This is a genomic window from Cyclobacterium plantarum, from assembly GCF_011290685.1.
In the GTDB taxonomy this organism is placed as follows: Bacteria; Bacteroidota; Bacteroidia; order Cytophagales; family Cyclobacteriaceae; genus Cyclobacterium; species Cyclobacterium plantarum.
Genome location: NZ_JAANYN010000002.1, coordinates 831,786 through 855,183 on the forward strand (window position 1 = coordinate 831,786; position 23,398 = coordinate 855,183).

15 protein-coding genes are annotated in these 23,398 nt (G+C 45.2%); 2 read left to right on the plus strand and 13 right to left on the minus strand.

The genetic code is table 11. The features are described from left to right. Positions 1-137: 137 nt before the first annotated feature. From G9Q97_RS07455 to G9Q97_RS07500, 10 genes are all read right to left on the minus strand, one after another. Positions 138-1,865, minus strand: a complete 1,728-nt coding sequence (locus G9Q97_RS07455; RefSeq protein WP_166144804.1) for a RagB/SusD family nutrient uptake outer membrane protein — start codon at positions 1,863-1,865, stop codon at positions 138-140. Between the two features lie 11 nt (positions 1,866-1,876). Then, complete coding sequence (locus G9Q97_RS07460) at positions 1,877-5,245, minus strand: SusC/RagA family TonB-linked outer membrane protein (protein WP_166144807.1); 3,369 nt, start codon at positions 5,243-5,245, stop codon at positions 1,877-1,879. 251 nt (positions 5,246-5,496) lie between these two features. Further along, a complete protein-coding gene (locus tag G9Q97_RS07465) occupies positions 5,497-5,646 on the minus strand; it encodes a hypothetical protein (RefSeq protein ID WP_166144810.1) in 150 nt (49 codons plus the stop codon). A 204-nt stretch (positions 5,647-5,850) separates the two neighbouring features. Beyond that, positions 5,851-6,732: a sulfite exporter TauE/SafE family protein gene (locus tag G9Q97_RS07470; RefSeq protein WP_166144813.1), complete on the minus strand. Its 882-nt coding sequence runs from the start codon at positions 6,730-6,732 to the stop codon at positions 5,851-5,853. A 292-nt stretch (positions 6,733-7,024) separates the two neighbouring features. Then, a complete protein-coding gene (locus tag G9Q97_RS07475; protein ID WP_166144816.1) occupies positions 7,025-7,438 on the minus strand; it encodes a beta-L-arabinofuranosidase domain-containing protein in 414 nt (137 codons plus the stop codon). Positions 7,439-7,614: 176 nt separating this feature from the next. Beyond that, positions 7,615-9,741, minus strand: a complete 2,127-nt coding sequence (locus G9Q97_RS07480) for a hypothetical protein (RefSeq protein ID WP_166144819.1) — start codon at positions 9,739-9,741, stop codon at positions 7,615-7,617. Between the two features lie 613 nt (positions 9,742-10,354). Next, positions 10,355-12,001, minus strand: coding sequence for an arylsulfatase (locus G9Q97_RS07485; RefSeq protein WP_166144822.1), 1,647 nt, complete (start codon positions 11,999-12,001; stop codon positions 10,355-10,357). A 141-nt stretch (positions 12,002-12,142) separates the two neighbouring features. Further along, a complete protein-coding gene (locus tag G9Q97_RS07490) occupies positions 12,143-12,514 on the minus strand; it encodes a VOC family protein (RefSeq protein ID WP_246255489.1) in 372 nt (123 codons plus the stop codon). A gap of 80 nt (positions 12,515-12,594) precedes the next feature. Continuing rightward, complete coding sequence (locus G9Q97_RS07495) at positions 12,595-14,019, minus strand: sulfatase family protein (protein ID WP_166144828.1); 1,425 nt, start codon at positions 14,017-14,019, stop codon at positions 12,595-12,597. An 80-nt stretch (positions 14,020-14,099) separates the two neighbouring features. Continuing rightward, entirely contained in the window at positions 14,100-14,813 is a 714-nt protein-coding gene (locus G9Q97_RS07500) for a hypothetical protein (RefSeq protein ID WP_166144831.1), read from the minus strand. Between the two features lie 879 nt (positions 14,814-15,692). On the opposite strand from G9Q97_RS07500, the gene G9Q97_RS07505 reads away from it, so the two are divergent. Together G9Q97_RS07505 and G9Q97_RS07510 are read left to right on the plus strand one after the other, a co-directional pair. Next, positions 15,693-16,958 (plus strand): aminotransferase class V-fold PLP-dependent enzyme, encoded by a 1,266-nt coding sequence (locus tag G9Q97_RS07505; protein WP_166144833.1) that lies wholly within the window; start codon positions 15,693-15,695, stop codon positions 16,956-16,958. 348 nt (positions 16,959-17,306) lie between these two features. Beyond that, complete coding sequence (locus G9Q97_RS07510) at positions 17,307-18,158, plus strand: formate/nitrite transporter family protein (protein WP_166144836.1); 852 nt, start codon at positions 17,307-17,309, stop codon at positions 18,156-18,158. Positions 18,159-18,187: 29 nt separating this feature from the next. On the opposite strand, the gene G9Q97_RS07515 is transcribed toward G9Q97_RS07510, so the two are convergent. The 3 genes from G9Q97_RS07515 to G9Q97_RS07525 form a co-directional block, all read right to left on the minus strand. Next, positions 18,188-18,493 (minus strand): DUF885 domain-containing protein, encoded by a 306-nt coding sequence (locus G9Q97_RS07515; protein WP_166144840.1) that lies wholly within the window; start codon positions 18,491-18,493, stop codon positions 18,188-18,190. Continuing rightward, complete coding sequence (locus G9Q97_RS07520) at positions 18,451-18,675, minus strand: UPF0175 family protein (protein WP_222851936.1); 225 nt, start codon at positions 18,673-18,675, stop codon at positions 18,451-18,453. The genes G9Q97_RS07515 and G9Q97_RS07520 overlap by 43 nt, the downstream gene beginning before the upstream one ends. A gap of 165 nt (positions 18,676-18,840) precedes the next feature. Next, positions 18,841-22,659 (minus strand): PVC-type heme-binding CxxCH protein, encoded by a 3,819-nt coding sequence (locus G9Q97_RS07525; protein ID WP_166144842.1) that lies wholly within the window; start codon positions 22,657-22,659, stop codon positions 18,841-18,843. Between the last annotated feature and the right edge of the window lie 739 nt (positions 22,660-23,398).

Below are 23,398 nucleotides of genomic sequence, written 5' to 3' on the forward strand. Positions count from 1 at the left end.
GATTCATGAAAATGAGCACAATCCCTGATCTAGTTGGGGAATAAACTGGAAAAATCAATCCAGGTCGCAGGTCGGAAGACCTTTGACCTGGATTGTTGAAATGATGGCTTTTCCGCTAGGTAGAAAAAGGCATGTTCTTACCAGCCCGGATTCTGGTCCAGGTTGGTATTTAACGTCAGTTCATTGGTGGGGAGGGGCATGAGGTAGTCTCGCTCCGGGTCAAATCCATATCCTCCATCCGGTCCACTTAACCTGTTCTGAAAGGGATCAAAGAATCCGTCGGCATTGACCGGAACATTAGATAAAGCCCTTAATTCGGGAGTAGCAAATGTGCCTACGAATCGTTCGCCCATCCAGTACTCATGTGCTCTCCAACGCATCAAATCATCAAACCGAAACCCTTCTGCAAACAATTCTACTACACGTTCTCTTCTGATTTCTTGTAAAACGTCGGTCAATGGATAACCGTAATCAGGCCAGTTGGGGTCGGAGGTGATGTTACCGATAGTAAGGTGTGGCATTCCCACCCTGTCTCTTAACTGATTGATGGTCATGTCAACATCCGCTTGTGTCAATGTACCCAATTCGGCTTTTGCTTCGGCATAAATCAACAATGCTTCGGCGTAGCGCATGAAAATATAATCCACATTTCCATTGTTAATGCCTTGTGCAGGATCTACCACAATGTGCCGGAATTTTTGTGACTCTATACCTGTACCACTATTGTCTACATCTGGATTTACATAAAGAAGTGTATCCGTTCCTTCTATCCTTCGGATATCACCCGGAACCATAAATGTCTGGGCAAGTCGTGGGTCCCGGTTCACTTCAAGGATATCTAAAGTTTCATCCCCAACAAAATTAGGGCTAACAGCTATGGGCAAGCCATCGTTGCTCAGATAAAATCTTGACGCATCGTAGGTATATCCATAACCATTTGGCCAATTCCACAATTGATTGCTAAAGCTATCTCCTACTGCCCTATCGAAATGTTGGTAAAAAATCACTTCCCGGTTGCCGGCATAGTCTACCTGGTTAAAGAGTTCAAAATAGACGCTGCTGCTATCTCCTGTTATGAGAGAGAAATTCCCATCATCCATGAGCTGCTTTGCTGCATCAGCGGCTTCCTGCAAATAGGCGGAACCATCGGTTTGTCCTTCAAAAACAGAGCCCTGATGGTATTTCTCCCAGGTACCTGCATAGAGTGCTGCTCTTGCTTTAAACAATAAGGCAATATCTTTACTCAAGCGGGTTCCTGGTGTTGCCAGTTGGTGGCTATGATCCATCAGGGAGATGGCCATATCAATATCACTTAGAATAAAATCAAAAACCTCTGTTCTGTTGGCACGGCTGCCATAAAGGATGTCCTCATCTTCAGCCGTAACCGGAACTGTAATGATTGGTAAAGCTCCAAAATCCTTAAACAAGTCAAAGTAAAACCATGCCCTGAAAAAATGTCCCTCACCAACATAATGGTCTCTCATGTTTCCACCTTCGGGAACACGATCAACATTAGCAAGAAAATAGTTGATGTTTCGGATATTTCCCCAATTCCAGCCACCTCCAGAGCCCGGAACATTTACAACACCGTCCATACGTTGTGTGAAAGTGCCTCCAAAAGCATTGAGCCCTTCTAAAGCAAAGTCAGTTCCTTCGTCCTTGGTCGGTGCCTTACCACCTCCGGAGGCCGGCCATCCCTGAAAGGAGTCATAAAACGAGTTAAGAAATAATTCCAGATCGGATTGACTGTTCCAGAATTCCGGATCGGATATCTGATCGAGGGGTGATCTCTCCAGAAAATCATCCTGACAGGAATACATTGTTATTCCCATAACCCCTATAAGTATATAAAATATTTTTTTCATGACGTTGTATTTTAGAAGTTAAGGTTTAAGCCTGCAGACATGGTCGTGCTCAATGGATAAGCATCACCAGCCCCGTACCATCTTCCGGCAAGTGCCTCCGGGTCAAAAAACATCAAATCGGTAAAGGTCAAAAGATTCTCACCGGACACAAAGATTCTGGCATTGGTCAGTAACACTTTTTCCGCAATTTTTTGAGGAAGTGAATACCCGATTTGCAGGTTTTTAAGCCTTAAATAGGCCGCATTTTGAATAAGGTGATCAGTGGGAGTTCCGTAATTTTTTGCATTTTCACCAAAAAACTGGGCATAGGGTCTGGGGAAATAGGCGTCTGGATTGGCACCCAAAGCACTAGTCTCATCACGCCAATAGTCCATATGATCCTCTAAGACATTATTGTGCATGGGTCCTGCGGCAGGCCCCCTGAATACGGAACTGTTTCCAAATGTCCAATCTCGTTTTGCCACTCCCTGGAAAAACACAGAAACATCAAAATTCTTATATTGTGCGTTCAAGTTAAAACCATAAGTGTATCGCGGTGTGGTATTTCCTATTATTTCAAGGTCTCCGGGATCTCCTACTGTATTGTTGCCTATATCAATTTTACCATCTCCATTCAGATCCTTATACCTGAAATCCCCCGTTCTCCACAAGCCGGAATAAATAAAGCTTTGGTCTACGCCTTCATTAATTTCAGCCTCTGTTTGAAAATGTCCGTCGTACCGGTATCCCCAAATCTCATTAAGGTCCTGTCCGGGGTAAAAAGTATTTAATAATCCGGTCGGATTATTATAGTCCACCACGGTGCTTCTGTAATCGGCCAATTGGCCTCTGATTTCATAGCGGAAATCCGGGCTTACCTGATTTTTCCAGGAAAGCTCAAGCTCCCATCCACGTGTTTTTATTTCTCCTTCGTTCCTTTTTGGCACTGTTGATCCCAATACAGCTGGAAGGGGCTGTCCTGGGCCTACAAGGTCTGAGGTCCTTGTTTCATATACACCAAAAGAAACGCCCAATCGATTATTCATTAAGGAGGCATCAATGCCCAAATCTAATGTGGATACAGTTTCCCATGATAAATTCACACTATTCAGATTGGGTGCACGAACGGTCCAGGCCCGTTGATTGCCAAATAGCCAGTTGTTGGTTTGATTAATCGGCATGGTGGGGATGAATAAATAATTGGCCACATCCTGATTACCCAATGTTCCGTAGGAGCCTCTTAATTTTAACAGGTCGAATAAACCAGATGATGACATGAAGTTCTCTTCCGAAAGAATCCATCCGGCCGATACCGATGGGAAAAATCCCCATCTTTCATCTTCTTCAAACCTGGATGATCCATCCGTCCTCATGTTTACTTCAAGCAGGTACTTTTCGTCAAAAATATAATTAAATCTGCCAAAAAAGCTTCTTGTAGACCAGTGTCCTATGCCGTCATTAACCAACTGATCCCCGACTGCGGTACTGATCGATGGAATGGCATCACTCAGTAAGAAGAAACTTCTTGCACCTAAATTACTAAAGGTATATTCCTCTTGTTGATAGCCTACCATCAATTGAAGGTCATGATTTCCCAATATCCTTGAGTAAGAGGAATAAATGTTTGGGGAGAGATAGGTATTTCTTCTCAGTTCATTGTGGTATTCTGTTGATTCCCGGTTTTGCGGTATAAACTCAACATCTCCACCGGCGAAATTAGTACCATCACCAGGTCTGACCCATGGATATTGTAACGAAGTCCTTGTGTCTTCAACCTGGGTGGACGTATAATTCAGCTGTACAGTCGTCACCCAACCCTCTATGGGTTTTATTTCTATTTTGGGTGAAAGGACCAGCTGGTTATCTGTGATTGTTTGCCGAACTCTTCTCCAGGCCTCCACATTGGTCTGTTGGGTCCAAATATCTGTCCCGGGATATTTGGCAGGTGTGCCAAATTTTATTTTCCCAATCCAGTTCATGTACCAGGCACGGCCAAAGTTTTGATTCCAGGGAAAATCTTCATTTTCAGATTTGTATTTTACAAAAAGATCAAGGTTCATCCAATCGGTGACCTTGGCCCCGATCTTGGCGTCCACATTAAATCGACTAAATGACTCATCACCAAATCTCAATAACCCCTCTTCATCATACATGCCGCCGGACAAATAATAATTCATGGTTTCGTTACCCCCAGAAATAGATAAGTTGTGTTTCACTCTGAAGGAGTTGTTCTTCATGATCAAATCTCTGATCCCATCATTCGCTACACCCATGGTACCGGTGTTCAATATGTCCCAATTATCGCCTGATGCATTGGGCAACATCCCGGGAGCACTTCCCGGATTGGCCAGATTCTGCTCCAAACGGGCTATGGCCTCTTCCGGATAAAATGGAGAAGCACCAAAATTGGTCCTTGCATCATTCAGTGCATGTGCCCAGGCAGTACCTCCCTGTAACTCCGGCCATATGGTAGGCGAACTAAACCCGGCATTCGTGGAATAGGAAATCCTAGATCCTTTACTTCCCTTTTTCGTGGTAATCAGGATAACCCCGTAAGCTGCCCTTGCCCCATAGATAGAAGTTGAGGCGGCATCCTTCAATACAGAAACCGATTCAATATCATTAGGGTCAATGTCGTTGATACCCATAGGAACCCCATCCACAAGGACAAAGGGTGCGGTGTTTCCTTCAAAGGATGCTAAACCACGGATGGTCATGGCCATATCCGCTCCAGGCTCTCCTCCTGCCGTATTCGGCTGAATGACCAGGTTACTTACCAGCCCCTGCATGGCCTGCTGCACGTTGGTTACCGGACGATTTGCCATGTCCTCGCCTCTTGCCGTAGACACCGCCCCGGTCAAATTGATCTTCTTTTTGGTACCGTAGCCAACAACGACGACTTCATTCAGGGAGGATAAATTGGCCTGCAGGGTGATATCTATTTGTGATTGGTTGCCAACAGCCACCTCCTGAGGTTCGAAACCTATAAAAGAAAAAATCAATGTGGCATTTTCGTCCACTTCAAGCGTATATTTCCCATCAATATCCGTTACCGTACCAAGGGTGGTACCGGCCACTGTAACGGATGCACCGGGCAGGGGATCGCCGCTATCATCTTTTACAGTTCCTGAAACCTGGATATCCGCTAAGAGCGCAGATAAATTTTCATCGAATTTACCGTAGGAGGCATTTCCAAGGGTAAGTTGAGATGCACCATTTTCTTTCCTGATAATATCACTGCCTGCGTCCGTTAAACCGAAAGAAGCCACCGGAAAGATAAATACCAGTGACAAACAATAAACTGCCCAGGCCCGTAAATTGGGGATGGTTCTTTGCTCAATCCGGTCATGTTCAAAACAGCGACCAAATCTTTCGCTTTCTATAGTATAATTTGTTTTCATAACAATATGTTTTATTGATGAGGATAAAGCTATTAAGATGGCTCTCTCCATGCATCCAATATCTTAACCATATTGTGTGGTATTTTGCCTTTTACCACAATAATGCTTGAATTATGAAATTAGTAAACTACCAGATTTTCAAAAAGATACCGGGTTTAGGTGCCTATTACATTACATTGTAAGCCTGTTTTTGTGTATATAATAAATAAGCATCAGGTGGGTGCTCAAACTTACACCTTTCTTTGCTAGAGCTAATCGAAAAGGTATTTGGGATTTTCTATTAAAAGCGCTTTTCGGACCTCCGGCCCGTACTGTTCGTACTGTCCAAGTGCCTTTCTTTCTGCCTGGGCCATTGCAAACAAGCGGTCCACGATTTCAAGGTGATCATCAGAGACATCCAAACTTTCCCCGGATCTTCTTTTAAGTTGTACAATTCAATATTTTCCGGAAAGCGGGTCAAATTATAGGTGCTCTTCATGATATTCTCCCGTTCTTGAGCAGAAAATCAGGATGATGTTTGGGGGGATTGGCTTTTTCCCGGGCAAGTGTTTTACTGGTACACAACTAGACAAGAATAGAAGATAGGAGTATAAATTTCATCCGTATCACAATACCTGGACTTTCGACTCCCCTTCTTTTCGGATGGCGGAAAGAAACATCCATACCGATGTATAGAGAATGATACACAAGACCACCCATTTGAGCATTAACAGGGGTAACGATTTGACAACAAAAGCGGCCAGAAACACGCCCATAATTCCGGCAATCGATAGCGAAAAGGAAACTTTCCTGTCATAGGCTCCTTTTTTGACAAACTGAGCCCCGCCAGCTGACATTAACATGGCAGTTGCAGTCATCATTATTGGAAAGGCGGTGAGCGGATGCATGCCAAGCGCATAGACCATCGCCATGCAGGGTGCATAAAACCCGACCCCTACGGTTTGGAGGGCACCAAAAATAAAGCTCATCCCAACTATAAGTGCCAGTTTCCAACCTGTCAATCCTATGGCCTCCCCACCTACGGGCATCAAATTTAAAAATCCAGCTATCATAATCAGGGCCACCGCCAACAGGCCGAAACCAAGTCCCATCTGTATACCGCGGCGTGACATCCTGGAAACAATATCCGCACCAAGCAATGCGCCCAAAGGTGCGGCTGTTGCCATGCTGACCAGGGTAATGGGGTCCACCTGAACTACTGTCATGAATATAAAGGCCTGCGTTACTGTAGGAATTGTATTTCCAACATTCATTGTACCGGGGATCAGCCGGTCATCGACAAGCTTAAAAAACTTAAAAATAGCGGTCTGCTGCGCAAAACTCCCAATCCCCAAGGTGTCGAAAAAATTGGTAACAAATCCGGTTGCTAAAAGACCTGACCATGGTTTGCCGGAAAACACCTTTCTATTTCTAAAAACATCCCTAATATAGTAGAACCCAAACGTTCCCGTCATGATCCCCAAAATTACTTTTAGAATGATACTCATAACCAATCGCTTTGGAAGGTAATGGCATGCCCAATTGATACCATTTTGTTATCGAACTTATTTATGGATAAAAGTATCAAGACCACCTGTGTTAATTATCCTGTTTTTTAACTAAAATGTGTTGTATGTTAACAAGGGATGCTTTTATAAATACCGGTGGAAATCGTTTCTTTCCGATTTTCTAAAAATCATAGTCTGCCGGAGCAAGTAGAAATGGTCGATAATTCCAAATCTGCTTCTAATGGAGGCCATTCGTCGAGGAAAGGTCGCCTGACTCGCCAAAGGCCGCCTTTCATTCCGATCGTGCCCATACCTGCATCTTCCCGCTTGCTCGGTTAGCCCATCGGTGATAGGGTACGTAGGTTAGGTCCAGGTATTCGTTTTTGGCGTTTGAAGCACAAGTTGTAAGGGCGACCACCCCTCCGAGAAGGTCGCTCTCAAACGCACTTTCCAGGGTTTTGTAATGGATACGGTGATTTTCCTTGTCCCGAAAATAGTCCGGATTGTCCACCTCTTCCATGCAATAAACGAGTGGCCCGCGGACCAACGCTACCTTGCCGTTTGTGTCTTCGATCTCCGGATGGCCGATCACAGCCCTCGCCTTCATGGGAAAAGAAAGGGTTACCCGATCTCCCGGCTGCCAGGTACGCTGGATTAGCAGGTAGCCATTGGTAAGGATAGCGTCCTTAAATGGCGCATCGTTCAAAGCGATCGAAGGATATATCCGGTCAAGAGCCAGTGTATCTGAGTAGTCTTACAAATCGCTGCCAGGAAGGAAATTTCCCCTGCTCCAACCCGGAATACGGATACGAAGCTCAAATAAAGCGGTTTATTTCGGTTTCACAAACAGGGATACGTTTCCCTCCCAGGGAAAAATACAGGCTATTCTACTGAATAACTTACAGTAAAATACCCACTATTATCAATTTCTACGTCATCATTGATACGCAAATGGAGAACTCCGGAAGCTGGTGCTGTGAAGGTTTTATTCCTACCGATATAAAACCACTCTCCGTCGTTACCGATTTTTCCAATCAGACAACCATGATTAAAACGTTGGTCCACGTTATTGTACCGAAAGCCATTTATTCCTTCCGGGTAACAATCCACGGAAAACACTCCCAACTTAATGGATCCCGAAGCTTCAATCTCGACAAGTTGACCTTCCCGAACCGAGATATCGGTGAAATTTGAAAAGGAATCAACTTTGATCGTATTCGTGCTAATCCGTTCTGCCATAATGGGCCAAATTGCATCGGTATTCTTTCGTACCTCAATGACCAATTCGCCGTCTTTATCAATTTCGTACTCGTACACAGTTTTGCCACTATCCACATATAAATCCCCCGCTTCGGCGTCTTCGTAGGGATTCATGCCAGACCGAAAGGTATTTCGGTAGTTTGAAACCAGCTCTAATTTGTACATCCGAATCATTTCTTTGGACGGATTTGGAATTTCTAATGAAACATTTGTAAACTTTGCTGCATTCTTCGCACCGTAAGCGGCTGCCCTTAAAGTAAAACCTCTACTATTTTCAAAAGTCTCAACAGCATAGGAAATATTGTTCATCCCCCTACGCATAAAACCTTTTCGTTCGACCAGGTTGACAAAATATTCGCCATCGCTGACAAAATACTCCCCATCATCGTTTATTAATTTGATATAGGCTTGGAGAATGGCCTGTAGTTCTTCAAAAGTGGGGAAATTTGACTCAAATTCAATCCGTAAGTCTCTTCTTAGCCTGTCCACTACGGCATTATTTTGTGAAATAACTCTTCTTTTTGCTTCCTCCTCTTTTCTGATTTGGTCTCTGCGTTCTTGCTCTGCCCGCTGTTTTGCGAGCTCACGCCTTTTTTCTTCCTCAATAATCTCCTGCTTCCGGGCTACTATTCTCTCATTTAGTGAAGCAATAAGACTATTTCCTGTATCGACGTGAGAAAGGTAGGTACTATTGATGGTTTCGAGCTGATTGACACTTTGTGCATTGTCGATTTCAAGACGTATTTCTCTTGCAATAGCTGTTAGCATCGAGCTTTTCTTGGCTTCAACTAGCATCTTTAACTCCTTAACCTCTTCGTAAGCAAGCAGATTCCCATATTTTTGCGTAAACAATTGATAAAACGTATTGATGGGACCAATCCCTTCTTTTCCAGATTCGATCGATGCCAATTTATTTTTTTCTTCAGGTAAAATTTGGTTGAAAATATCAGTAATTCTTGTAAATATGATATCGTTAGCCCTCCGTTGAGTTAGGGCATCGGCTTTGGCGTAAAGAAGCGCATTGGTACCGCTAAACGCATTTAACACGTTAACGGAATTCAAATCCGATTTCAAGGATTGTAGCTGCTGGGCTTTTGCTAGAAGGTCGATATTGGCTACTTTGGTTTCATTGGTCGAGATCAACAGGGATAAATCGCTAATTTCAGACGAAGGCAGCACGGAGTACTCCCTTTGTAAGTTTCCTTTCCAACTTTGAAGTTCATCAAAACCTATCGTTGGTGTGGCCTGGTTCAAGTCATTTCGGAGTACTTGTGCCTGCTGTCGTAGCTCTCGGATTTTCTCTTCCGGCACAAGAACCAAGGTATTGTTTAACTCTTTTTGACTAATCACATAATTGATTCCGGTAGTTGAATTAAAACTCTTTACCCATTTGTCACTTTGTGACAATTCAAACGTTTGCTTCCGTCTCGCCGCATATTTCGGAAAAAGTATTCCATTTACCATTGCTCCCGCAAGCAGACCTACACCTCCCCATATAGCTGCATTTTCGGCTTCTCTAAAAGTCTGACCGTCGTAGGTAAATTCGGTTTGGTATCCATAAGCCCCCCCGATGCTTAATCCGATTAGGGGTGCTATCCATTTTTTTCCTTTTGGCTTTTTGTAGGTCCATTCTGGATATACGCGTATGGCACTGTAGTTTAATTCATCGTGTTTTGTTACTGTGGCCTGGTAGGTGGTGCAGGAGGTTGCAAACAAGACCAGAATCAGGAGACCAGAGAATACCTTCATCAATTTCTATTTTGGTGGTTGAACGTTATCATTTATATCCGCTGGGACTCATTTTATTAATAGCTCTTCAAAAACCAATTTGCTTTAATATAAACAGCACGCTCCCAAATTGGCTCAATTCACCAGCCCAGCAAGTTTTTAATCATTTATTAAGTAAAAATTCTTTGGTTCCCTGTCCACCCTCCTCACTTGTGTGAATCTCATTTATTTAAGAAAAACCTGAATAAAAAGTACTTTGCTTAATAAAATTTTCTTCTAACTACGAAAAATAAAATTAATTTCCAAAAAATTAAATGAATTTAAATGGTATCATCCCTATCCTCTCTAATGCCGCCGCAGGTAATCACATACCACCGTTGTGACTTCGGCCACATTGAGGGATTCGGCACCACTTAAATTCGTAAAAGTCAACTTCTGATTTACTAGTTTTCCAAGTCGTAGGAGATTCTGTGGGCTTAGTTACCTGTCAGCAGAATTCATTCCGTCTGATCTGGGTTTGATAGTATGGGCAAACATTCCAGGAAATTCTCAAATATCGCCCCCCTCCCGAGGCTTTTCCAAAAACAAAAATCAAATGTATATCTTGAATTTTATCCATTTGGTAACCAGCAAGCTACCGGTTTCCCCAATCAACCACCCCTACCCGATTGGCCCATTCGCTGTACTTTCGAATCATGGCCGCTGTAATCTGGGGTCGTACCGTTGCCAAATCCTGCTGTTCCGTACGGTCAGCTTCTATGTCGTATAATTCCCATTCTGCCTCCGGACGGTTGGTTGCCACCAACTTCCATTTTCCATCCCTGAAACCACGGTTCCCTTCATGCTCCCATCCTATGGCATGGTGATCAAAAGTTTGATTTCGAAATACCGGCACCAGACTTTGCCCTTCCATGGGCTTGATCCTCTCCCCTTTGTATTCTTCCGGATAACTGGCACCAGACACTTCTACAATGGTAGGCATGATGTCGGTGATATGCCCCAGTTGACCTGAATTCCGTGAGGCTTGCTGTATACCTTCCGGCCAATAGGCAATCAACGGAGTGGAAATGCCCCCTTCATGGATATAGTGTTTGTAAAGCCTGAAAGGCGTATTGCTGGCATTTGCCCATTCGGAAGAATAACTCATATAGGTACTTTCCGGACCAGGCATCACAGTGACATCGTTGCCCCTGAGCAAGGGGCTGCCATCCCGCTGAAAGGCAGGGAAATGCAAGGACCTGGGCCAGTTATCTGTCAAAACCTCGTGACAAGCCCCGTTATCCTGCAAAAAGAATATCAAAGTATTGTCCAATTGGCCGGTTTCTTCCAATGCCTGTATGATGCTTCCAATTCCCTGATCCATCCGGTCTACCATGGCCGCATAGACTTCCATGCAAGCCGCCCACCATTCCTTGTCTCCGGTTTCTTCCCAGGAAAGATTATCCGGGTCCCGAACACTCAATTTCCATTCGGGATGAATCAAGCCCATGGCCTCCATCCTGGCCATTCGCTCTTCACGGATCTTATCCCAGCCCCTGTCATACTTGCCTTTGTATTTTTCAATGTCCTCGGTCAAAGCATGTAAAGGCCAGTGGGGTGCCGTATAGGCAATATAACCAAAAAAGGGCTTTTCATCCGGGTCCCCTTTTCCAAATTTTCTGATGAACTCCGAAGCATGTTCACTAATGGCATCTGTATAATAAAAGCCCTCCCCTGCATCTACCGGCATATTGTTTTTGGTCAGGGTAGCCGGATTGTAGTAACTGCCGGCACCATGGATGGTACCGAAAAATTCCTCAAAACCCCGCTGCAGCGGCCAATTATCCTTGGATGTACGTATTTTCTGATCCTCCGTCAACCAGGTCCTCCAAATATCCACATGCTTGGTCACATGCCATTTTCCAGACATAAAGGTTCGGTAGCCACTCTCTTTTAGCGTTTCGGCTATGGTCACACATTGTTTGTTCAGGTCTCCCCTGTAAGCAGGAACGCCCCGGTCGTTGGTCATTCCGCCTATACCTGCCTGGTGGGGATACATTCCAGTGAGTAAGGATGCGCGGGTGGGACAACACCTGGCTGCGTTGTAAAACTGAGTAAATTTTATCCCCCCTTCAGCCAGCATGTCCAGGTTTGGGGTGGCGATTTCTCCCCCAAAACTTCCCATATCGGAATAGCCCATATCGTCCGCCATGATGAGGAGTATATTCGGTCTTTTTTGAGCACATACTTCCGGAAAAAACCATAGATTAAATACAAGTAAAATAAAAGCAATTTGTTTCATGATAAATTGATTATGGTTTATGGAATGGGCCGTAGAAAGGAAAACCTGGTATTTTCGGAGCAATTTCCGTCTCACCGTAACCAAGATGGCCACGATGATAGCTGCCGTTTCTTGTTTTCATAGGGGCCTCCCTCCTGCGTTTTACTTATTGTCGAAATTTGGCATGGGAGAAGAAACATCTACCAATGTTCCATTTGGGTCTTTAAGCAATAATCTCCTTTGTCCGTAAAATGTGTCCGTCGGTTCACTTAGGATGTCAAGACCTTCCTCTATTGCCAGTTTAAATACCTGATCAGTATTTTCGACGACAAAGGTCAGATAAAATCCTTTCGGATTATTTTGGTAGCCTTCAGGGATCATTTCACTGGTTCGTTTAATAATTCCCAGTTCAAGTTGTTTATCTTTTGAAATCAGGTGCACAAACCAATCGTTATCATAATCCACATGAAAGTCGAACAGTTTGGTATAGAATTCTCTGCTCTCAGCCAAGTTGTCCGAGCAGATGTTTGTCATCGTCCTGTTAATTGTGTTCATCTTCGTCTTCTCTCTATTTTGCAGTGTACAACAATGAATGCTATGCGATCATCCTATTTTTAATGACCTTCAAACCAGGATTCCTCAAACTCAGTCTGGATCTTTTCCAACTCCTCCCTATATGCCGGATCATGGGTAAAATGAGTGGTCTCATAAGGATCCTTCCTCAGATCCATCAGCCGCTCTTCAAACCCGGCGGCATCATAGCGGATGTATTTCAGACCGTCATCCCGGATCACCGCCCTGCTGATCTCTCCTTCAATGCCCAGGGAGGTTCTCCAATCAATCTCCCTGCCCTCAAATAAGGGCCTTAAACTTCTCCCCCGGGGATCCGCTTCCGCTGTTATCCCGGCATAATCCGCCACTGTCGGCAAAAGGTCCAATCCCACGGAAACCAGATGTCGCACATCTACCTGACCGGCCGGTATTTTCCCTTTCCACATGGCGGTAAATGGCACTTTTACCGATTCCTCATACAATACGTTTTTGTGTTCCAGCTTATGAGATCCATCCATGTCCCCGTGTTCGCTGCTGAAAATAACCAGGGTTTCCTCCTCGGTTCCACTCTCTGTAAGCGCATCCAGGATTACCTGAACATGGGCATCGGCCATTTCTGTCAATCGGGCATAGGCCCAGCGGTGCATGCGCCACTGCTCTTCGGTATATTCTTCCCGGGCCCCAGTCCGAAACGAACGGGGATCACGTTTCAGAAACAACTCAATGGCTTTTGCCTCGTCTTCCTGGGGTTCAAAATTGGGAGGTAGAGGAGGACAATAGTGCTCAAAAAATTCCTCCCGACTTACGCCTTCCGGCATCTCCAGGGCTTTGTCAAGCAGCGTTAACTCCGTTTGAAAATTTCGTTGCAACTGCTGCAGGTAAGTGGAATCTGCAAAATCCCTTATGGCCATAAAGCAAATGTCATGCGGGTTGATCAGGGATACGGTCATAAAATAGGGGTTATCGTGATCTTCTCTGATGTAGTCGGCAGCCTTGCTTGCCAATTCCCCTCTTGCATCTTCTGTAAGCACCTCAAAGCCTGTCAGGTCCGGATCCACGAACGCCGGCAGGTGCTGTTTGCCCCCATACACCAAATCGTACCCTGCCTTTTTTAAGTATCCGGCTAAATTTTCATGGGATGCCTCCGGGCTGTTTGCTGGAATATCCATAGCGCCGGCATTATTTCTTACCTGATTGCCATTGGAGTCTTTGTAAAAGCCAGGGAACCTTCCCGTCATCAAACTTACCCGGGAGGGAGAACATACCGGATTGGTCACATAGGCACGGGTAAAGCGAATGCCATTGTTGGCAATATAATCCATGGCAGGGGTTTGCAGGTATTCATTGCCGGAACTGCTCATCATGCTTTCACTTTGCTGGTCTGTAAGGATAAATATAATATTAGGGCGGCTTGCTTGTTCCTTACAAGAAAAGAGAAACAACGTTCCGGCAAAGGCAACAACAAACAGTTTGATCGGAGTTTTCATGTGGATTTCTTGAATAAAGCTGAATAAAACAAAATTTACCGTTCAATCACAACTATTTTATGACAAGCCAATGATCATGGTTAATTTCCCTTTCTTTTATTGATTGCGTCCTCAGCATATTTTCTATACCATTCAATCGGGCAATGCTTCCTGAAATTTTTATAGTCCTTTTTTATTTGATTCGTATCTTCTATTTGCGCACGTGAAATGGCAAGTTCACTTAGTTTGTGGTTCCAGACATGATTGGCATCACGCATGGCAATTATCGTTTCGATGGGATCGGTTAACTTTTGTGGAAAACCCAAATCGGAAATTATATACTCAATTATTGGTTCATAATCCTTGTTAAAGGGTTTGTTGGCATCGGTCAAAACATCCAAGTATTCTTTTAAAATATTTAATTTCTCAAAGGAGGATGCTGTGGCCCTAAGGTTATTGAAGGCCATTTCGATCCAGTAAAAGGATTCTTTAAATTCCGAAAGCAAGCGATTGCACCGGATCAGTAGGCCTATTACCTGAAAATAAAGAGAAGGGTAGTGATGAGCTGATAAATTTTCGATTACTATTTTAAAATGTTCAATCGCCTGAGGGTAAACATCTGATTGCCAATAGCAGAAACCGAGTTGATGGTGAAGTTTTACAGCAAACACATCAGGATCCACGCTTGCTTTTATGGTCTCTGCGTAGCTGCTTACCAGATCGATTTGCTGTTGATAGTCCCCAACGGGGATTTTGTACAATTTGAATACAAGTTCTTTTGGTAAAAAATCGGTGGTTAACTGGTCTACGTTCATTGAATGAAGGTTAGTAATAAAGGCAGTGGCAGCATAATTCTTTTTGATGAATCAATTGCTTATTCCGGTTTTATCAAAAATGGTCATTTTTTTAATACCTATCAAATTGAACCAACTCCTAAGCTGTAAAATGATATAGACCTGGCAGATTTTCAAAAAACTGCCAGGTCTATGCCATTAATAGTAAACCAAAGTCCGCACACACTGAAAAACCGAATAGGGAAATATAAAACAGAAGACTGACCAATTAACCTAATTCAATCGAAATAAATCCATGTATTTTATGCTGTACCCATTCAGCCTTCGGCATGCCCGGAACCTTGGTTGTTCCTTTTCAGCTAACTAATGTTGTAATTTTTATTTATATCAAAACTTTATAAGAACATCCAATTAAATAATACCTGTCAAAATTACATGATCGGCTAAAAATTACAGTCCTATATTTTATCAAAAAGGTATGGTATTTTAGCCAGTTTAACCCGGAACTCCCAATGACAATCGTGCCAACGGCTAAGGTATCCGTCCTGCTCTTTAATGAATTACTAAAAAACCAACTTATCAATTCACCGCTCAGAAATAGGTTTCTGATTACGCCTTAAGTATCACAGAAAATTTCGTAATCTAAAAATAAAAAATATTTAATTTGTAAAACACTTGAATTTATGCCGGTAAATGGATTATTGTGTTCCAAAGTTGAAACAGAACTACCCTTGAGTAAAGTGCGGTACAAGTCCTGATTTTTTGAAAGCCAACATTTTTAACATCTTCCAATCCCCGTGTTCCGGAATAATTTCCGACAAGCTCTTCCTTCCAATGGGTGTAATTCTCCTTTTTAAACCCGGTTGTTTTTTTCTTATATTTAAACAAACTTTCCAGAAGATGAGAAAAAGAACCTTCCTGAAAAACCTTTTGGCACTGGGTGCTACGGCCAGCCCCGGCGTCAATTCCTTTGGCCAGCTCCTGTCCCGTTTTGAGCATATACCCCCCTCCCAACTTGCCTCCAACGAAGACTTCTGGGCGGGGATAAGGGCTGGATACAAGCTCAAACCCGATTATATCAACCTGGAAAACGGCTTTTATTGTTTTGTCCCGCAGGAAACCCTTGAAAATTTAATTGGGCATGTGCGGGAGGTAAATTACCAGGGATCATGGTACATGCGAAACGAGCGCAAGGGAAACAAAGCGGCCACCACTGCCCGTTTGGCGGAATTGGGCGGCTGTAGCCCCGAGGAGGTGGTCATCACCCGAAACGCCACCGAGTCCCTGGATTTGATCATTACCGGTATTCATTGGAAGGAAGGAGACGAGGCCGTTATGGCCGAGCAGGACTACGGCGCCATGTTGAATCAGTTCAAACTGGCCGCCAAACGGTACGGTGTGGTAAATAAGGTGGTATCCGTTCCGAACCTGCCCCAATCCGACGAAGAAATTGTGGAGCTCTATGCGGCTGCCATCACACCCAGGACACGGCTATTAATGATTTCGCACATGATCAACATCACCGGGCAGATCCTGCCGGTGCGGAAAATTTGTGACATGGCCCATAGCAAAGGGGTGCAGGTGTTGGTGGACGGGGCGCATGCCTTTGCCCATTTCCAGTTTAACCTACCCGATCTGAACTGCGACTATTACGGGACCAGCCTTCACAAATGGCTGAGCACGCCGCTTGGTGCGGGCCTCTTGTACGTAAAGAAAGGGAATGCGGAGCATGTCTGGCCCTTGCTTGCCGAAGGGGAGCGAGACCCCAACGACATTCACCGCCTGAACCATATTGGCACCTACCCGGCCTATACCGACCTGGCCATTAGCGATGCCATTGATTACCATCAGGCCATTGGGGGAAAAAGAAAAGAAGAACGTCTCCGGTATTTACAAACTTACTGGACCAGCCAAGTCAGGGATATCCCGGGGGTAATTATAAATACGCCCGAGGATCCTGCGCGACATTGCGGCATAGGAAATGTAGGCATTGATGGCCTGAAACCAGCTGATTTTGCGAAAATCCTGATGGAAAAATACAAGATTTTCACCGTTGCCATCGACGGTTCTAATGTCCATGGCTGTAGGATTAGTCCAAATCTCTATACGACGCTGGATGAGCTGGACGTACTGGTAAAAGCCTGTAAGGAGCTGGCAAAGGCTTAGGTAATTGCCCCGAACCCCTTCCAGGTAAAATGTAGGACCTGCCACAGGCGCAATACAGCACCCCCCTAGAGCGAGTATTTTTTAGGCAGTATTATTGCCCATTAAAAAAGGTAAAAGATCCCCTATAAACCCTTCCTATCACCTATTTTCCTTATCATTAGTCAAACTCAGGTTGGCATGATGGTCAAAGGAACTTTATTGATTTGTGATAAAAAGTGGATTTCTTAGTTCTATCATAAGTCTACTATTACCAGTGATAAGCCTGTTTTTTAAAAGCATCGAATAACTTTATACCAGATGAAGTGGTTGAACAAGGGCCTAATACCAATTTAACGCACAGAAATATATATGAAAGCTGAAAATAAAGAACAAAAAGAGCACCAACAGGATCTGGAGAAAAAATCGAATGAGGTAGAAGGCTCTAAAAAGTACACTGAAATCCTAAGCCGGGTCATTCATGAGGGAGAGGAAATATTTAAAATAAAAAAAAGAGCCATCTTTCTGAGTGCCTGCATTGCAGGGCTCGAAATAGGCTTTAGCTATTTATTAATCTGCACCTTATATTTTCTTTTGATTGGTAAATTGGATGAAAACCTGATTTACAAAATGTTTGCCCTTGTTTATCCCCTGGGATTTATCATGGTGATTCTGGGCAAATCAGTGCTTTATACCGAGCAAACCTCTGTTTTAGCACTGCCTGTATTAAACGGACAAAGAACTATTCTTGAATTATTGAGCATCTGGGGAGTAGTAATTATTGGAAACACAATGGGCGGGATTTTATTTATTTTTTTTATCGAAGGTTTAGCTTCCCAACTCCATCTTTTCGAAAATGACACCATGATTACCATCGGAACGCATATCCTGGACCATAGTTATTGGGTGCTTTTTTTAAGTGCGATCTTTGCAGGATGGTTAATGGGACTTTTGACCTGGTTATTGAACAGCACCACCGAAGCATTCACACGTATATTTTTAATAGTGATGATAACAGGCACCATCGGTTTCGTAGGCTTTCATCACAGCATTGTCGGAAACATAGAAGTTTTTGGTGCCTTCTTACATTCTCCATCTATTTCATTTTCAAATTATATCCTTTTCCTTCTCATTACCTTACTCGGCAACGGTGTTGGCGGATCTATTGTAGTTGCATTGTTTAAATACCGGATATTTGAATCACACTATGCTGCAAAAAAATAACCACAAAGCAGAATAAAGGGAACATCCATTTATTGACCGACCACCGTTTCAATAGAATTTGCCACCTCCTTTTTATATTTCGTCCGTTCTTCTTCCGAAATGTCTTCCAATAGATCAACTTTGCTTTCAAAATTGGTATAGAGAATATTAGAAGTAACCGCATTCAGTTTTGCTGTTGTTTGCTCTAAACTATCTGTTTTAAGGCCAACAAATCCCTTCATTTCATTAAGTAAAATGGTATTGATAAATTTCGGAGGTATGATTTCTTTAGATTCTCTTATTTTGAGACTTTCTATGAGTTGAGAAAATTTAGTATCAAATTTCGATAAACGCAAGATTTTGAAATATGGAATTCCACTTTTTCTAAATCTTCCTCAAGCTCTTCATCGTTATATCCAAAAACGGAAACATTATATTCTCCTAGTAATTCAATAAACGTTCTTTTGGATACTCCAACGCTTTCAGCAGCCTGTCCGGTACTTAATTTTCCATCTTTAAATAATTTGACTGCGATCAATGCGGCTTCCGAAAAAATAGTTGGGTGTAGAAAAATGCTACACCCTGCAGGGGGTATCTAAGAACATATTCCCACGCCTGACCCATCGGAAACTGGATTGCATCATTTCATAGTGGACTCTCAATTAACGTTTTGTCTGTTAAGGCTTAGGATTGGAAATCCGGTTCAGTCGTCCAGCTCCGGAGCGGTCCAGGGTTTGGTTCGTCCGGAGTACTCCGCCCGGGTTTTCGCGACCGTTTCGGGAGCTACTGCGGGTGATCCGTTACCAAATTCCTTGCGGATGTAGGTAAGGACATCTGCGATCTCCTGATCGCTCATTCCACCCATGGGAGGCATGGGAATGGACTGGGTTCCGGCACCGTATTGTTCTCCCGCTACGTCGAGGGGACCGGTAAGCCCATTGAGTACGATTTTGATGAGCTTTGTTTCCTCTCCTTTGACCCGCTTCGAGCCCAGCAGGGGTGGATACACCTTTGGTAGCCCCTTACCACCAGGCTGATGGCATGACAGGCAGGCCTTTTCGTACACGGCTTCGCCGCTTGAAACGATAGCCGGTCCCTGATCCAGCAGCTCGCGCAGAAAGTTTTCCTGAATCCTGGACGCTGGCCTAAGTTCTCCCTCCTGAAATGGAGTCTCCCAGAGCATCTGAAGGGATCGTGCACTCTGCCTCAAAGCGTACTGTAGAAAGGGGTCCATTTCATGTTCGAGTGCTGCAGTTACCACTTCGATCGCAGGGATCTCCCGCAGGTAGCTAGCGGCTATCACTGCCTCCAACCGGACCCGGGCGTGGGTATCATTAACCAGTTGCCTTAGCCGACCAAGGGCTCCACCTTCCAGCCGGGAGGCCCAGTCTCCCAGCACACGGGCACCATAGGCCCGAATCCGGAAATCCTTCGAGCGCAACAGGCGATCGAGCAACTCCGGTCGGACAGTTTCATGCGCCTGGTAGACCCCGATCAATTCGAGGAGAAACTGGTCTTTTCGATCTTGAAGTTCCAAAGCATCTGCTGCGGCCACAACCGTTTCTGTTGGCTGGTAGTAAAGTAATCGCTTCGCCTGGTAGCGCAACCAGCGCTCCTGAGAATCCAAAAGTTCTAGCAGTTGGCCCTCATCCATTACAGATAGATCGGGATAGTTAAAGGACGGCCTGGAGTCTGCTGTAATCCTCCAGATACGGCCATGTGACTTGTCCCGTTGTGGATCAGCATAGCTCGCCTGGTAGTGACCAATGATCGGGTTGAACCAATCGGCCACATACATAGCCCCATCAGGCCCCACAGAGACATCCACCGGGCGAAACGAGTTATCGGAGGAGCTGATCAATCGGGGAAGCTGTTTGGTAGCAAATCCGGAACCCGCATCTTCGAATTGGTGCAATTCCACCACAGACCCGAAGTATCCGGCGATCAGTGCCGCTCCTTGCAGCTCTTCGGGCATGGCTGATGTTCCAATGATTTCCAGAGAGGTTGTTTTAGGCGAGGTCTCAAACAGAGGACCTACATCATGATACTGCTCCGGATTGTTCTTCTCGTAGGCCGTATTCGGATCTTCTTTGTAGCGGGAGTTGTCTTGTTCCGGAAAAGGAACCAATCCGGGCACGGTCCAATAGCCTTCCGGGCGGTCTCCGGTCTTGTGAAAGACCTGGCCGTAGTCGTCAAAAGCGACGCCCCAGCAATTGGCGCCCGCCATTCCCCCTCCGAAGAAACTCTCCAATTTCAGGCGGCGTGGACGATATCGCCAAACCCCAGCCCGGTCCAGACGGGCAACTCCATGCGGGGTTTCCACCCGGGAAATGGCGTGCAGTCCCTGGGTGAACCACAGTGTCCCATCCGGTCCATGCGTAATACTATTTACCATTTGATGCGTATCGCCTACGCCGAAACCGGAGAATATTACCTCCCGCTCATCGGCCTTTTTGTCCCCGTCGGTGTCACGGAGATAGAGAATTCGATCGAAATCGCAGACGTAGACCCCATCTCCACCAGGTTCTATGCCTTGAACCATGCTCAGGTTTTCGGCAAACCGCCACGAACTATCTGCTACCCCGTCACGGTCATGATCTTCCAGGACCTGAATGTAATCCTTCGCAGGCATCCCGGCCAGCGTCTGTGGGTAGGAAGGTGAACAGGCCACATAGAGTCGTCCCTGCTCGTCCCATGCGAATTGCACGGGATTCACTACTCCTTCCAGCTCTGAAGCAAAAAGATTGACCGAATACCCTTCTGCGGTCGTGAACCCGGCCAGTTGTTCTTCTGGCGTCAAGGCATCGATCTCACTGTACACCACCGGAGCAACCGAGACTTTTGGTGCTTCGTTACCTGCTATCCGATCGTAAATGACGTCATCTGCTTTTTCCACTAGGGGCAACTGCTGCTCAAAAGCGACCTGCAGCGAGGGCTCAGCCCCCGCCCCCTGCCCATACATCTGATTCACGCGGTCTCCATAGACAAAGGACCAGTTTGCCGGCCGCCAAAAATCGAACCAAAGGCGGTTTTTCTGAACGATGGCCTGACGGACCGCATCCGAAGGTATTTCCTCGATTTCAACATCCAACTGCCTGGCAATTTCTGCGCTCACCCGGCGAAGCCCCTCCGGTGTCAGATGGATTCCATTCTCAGTGAGCCGATTCCCGGAACGCATCCTGGTCAGATCCACGAATAGCGCATTGCGTTGAGCTGCGATCTTTTCCATCGATTGCACATACAACTGAAGATCGTCATTCCTTTCCCTAAGATCGGGTGCATGGGAAGCAAGCGGTTTTTCAAAACGGATGGGTGACACCAGCACCAACTTATGGGTTCGGCGGGTAAATTGATCCAGCAACTGGTTGTAGGCTGCTTCGAAATCCGCCAGTCGGCCTGGTCCATCCAGTGCTTCCATCTGACCGAATTGGGCCAGGATCACCGTAGCGCCCACAGCATCCAATTGATCGCCCCAATCCCCGAAGTTCAGGTCACGCCATTGCTCATAGACCACATCTCCTTCCCAGGCCATCGAACGAAAGCGGGGCCGTTTCCTGGCAAAACCTGTCGCCAACAGCGACTCCAATTCACCCGACCTTTGCTCACGCACAAAGTTTTCCTGACCTACAAACACGACAACATCTTCTTCTTCCAACTGGAAGTTGCCCTCTTCGAAGGCAGGAACCGGCAACCGGTTCTGTAAGGTCCCGAAACGACTCAGGATAGCCCCATTGGGAGGAACGACGGTATCATCCAACTCCTCAATATGCAGGTTCCGGAAAGAGATTTCAGCCTTGCTGTCGCCATGGATCTGCAAGGCGATGTGTCCTTCCAGCGGAATATCTTCCTCCTGCTCCTGGTAGGTAATCGTCCTTTGACCGTTGAGAATGATCGTCACCTGCTTGCCACGGGCAATGACTTCGTATCGGTTCCATTGGCCCACCCGCTCAATCGAAGCAACGAAATCAGCGTCTGCTTCCGCCAGGAAACGTTTGCGCCGCGACTCATCATAGAGGTAGCCCGTATAGCCTGCGCCGATGTCTGCCTGGTAACCCGCCATCTCATTCGCCGGATTGGTGGTTCGCCGGCTGCGAAACTGCACGCCACCATTCACGAATCCTTCTGTGCCAACAAGGCGGTATTCGAGCCGCAGGTGAAAGTTTTTGTAGACCTTGTCCGTCGCCAGGAATTCGTTTTGCGGATTCCCCTTTAAACTGCCACCCGTAATGACGCCATCCTTGATCCGCCAAACTGATTCTGTGTGGGCATTCCAACCCCTGAATGACCGGCCGTCGAAAAATGTATCAGAAGGGATTTTGGACGGAGAACATGTCCACAGCAAGGATGCAAAGAAAACGAGCAGTAAGCACTCAACCGTCCGGTAAATAAACGGGCAATGGTTTAATGGAAAATTAACCCGCGCCTGACAGGTTAAAACGGTCATCCGGGATTTGGCGCTTTCGATAACAGGAATGCGCCGGGGTTGGCATTTTCTGCCGGATAAGCTATTATTTTTTGGCATTATACTGTCAGTTAACTGGATCCTTTGTACAAAGTGCTAATCATAAACCTTATCAAGCGCGTAACTTAGGTAGCTCCTTGCTGCTCGGTTAGAGGTATTTTGCAAAACCTTTAGGCTTAACCCAAACACGCCATCTTGATGTGACAATAAATAGAGTAGGTCTAACTATTACAAGTCTTCTTACTGATTTTTTCAAACTGATCAAATATAAGCGTATTGAAGGATTTCGAAGCACTTCACTATCCGCCTGCACCAAATTTTTATTGATGCAAAATACCTGACTTTAGCTCATGGCCCGTATTACGCTTACACAATCTTAGCGGTAGGTTTTGATTCTTTTTTATCACCAAGATTCATGTTTTAAAACACTTAACTTTTCTATCCAAGACCTATTTTTTTTTGACTACCATTTCGCCATTATTCGTAATATTTCCCTTATGGCCTGAAAAGGAATTCCCGCTAAATATAGGAAAATTACTAAAACCTTCAACTAGCGTTTTCATTTTCATTGGCCGGAAAGTTGCCAGGCCTTAGGTAAGATCGAAATGACTGTTTACAGTCTCTTTTATCTTTAGAAACGGAAAAAAGTCCTGGAAAATGATTGCGACAAAACTCCCGAACGGCTGCATTCAGACTAGCAGGGGACTCGCATATAAGGTTGGCACCATTTTTAAACCCTGGGATCATCCGGGGTAGCAAATCCATTTCTTGGGCTGGAAGGAATACGCCTTGTCTGGCT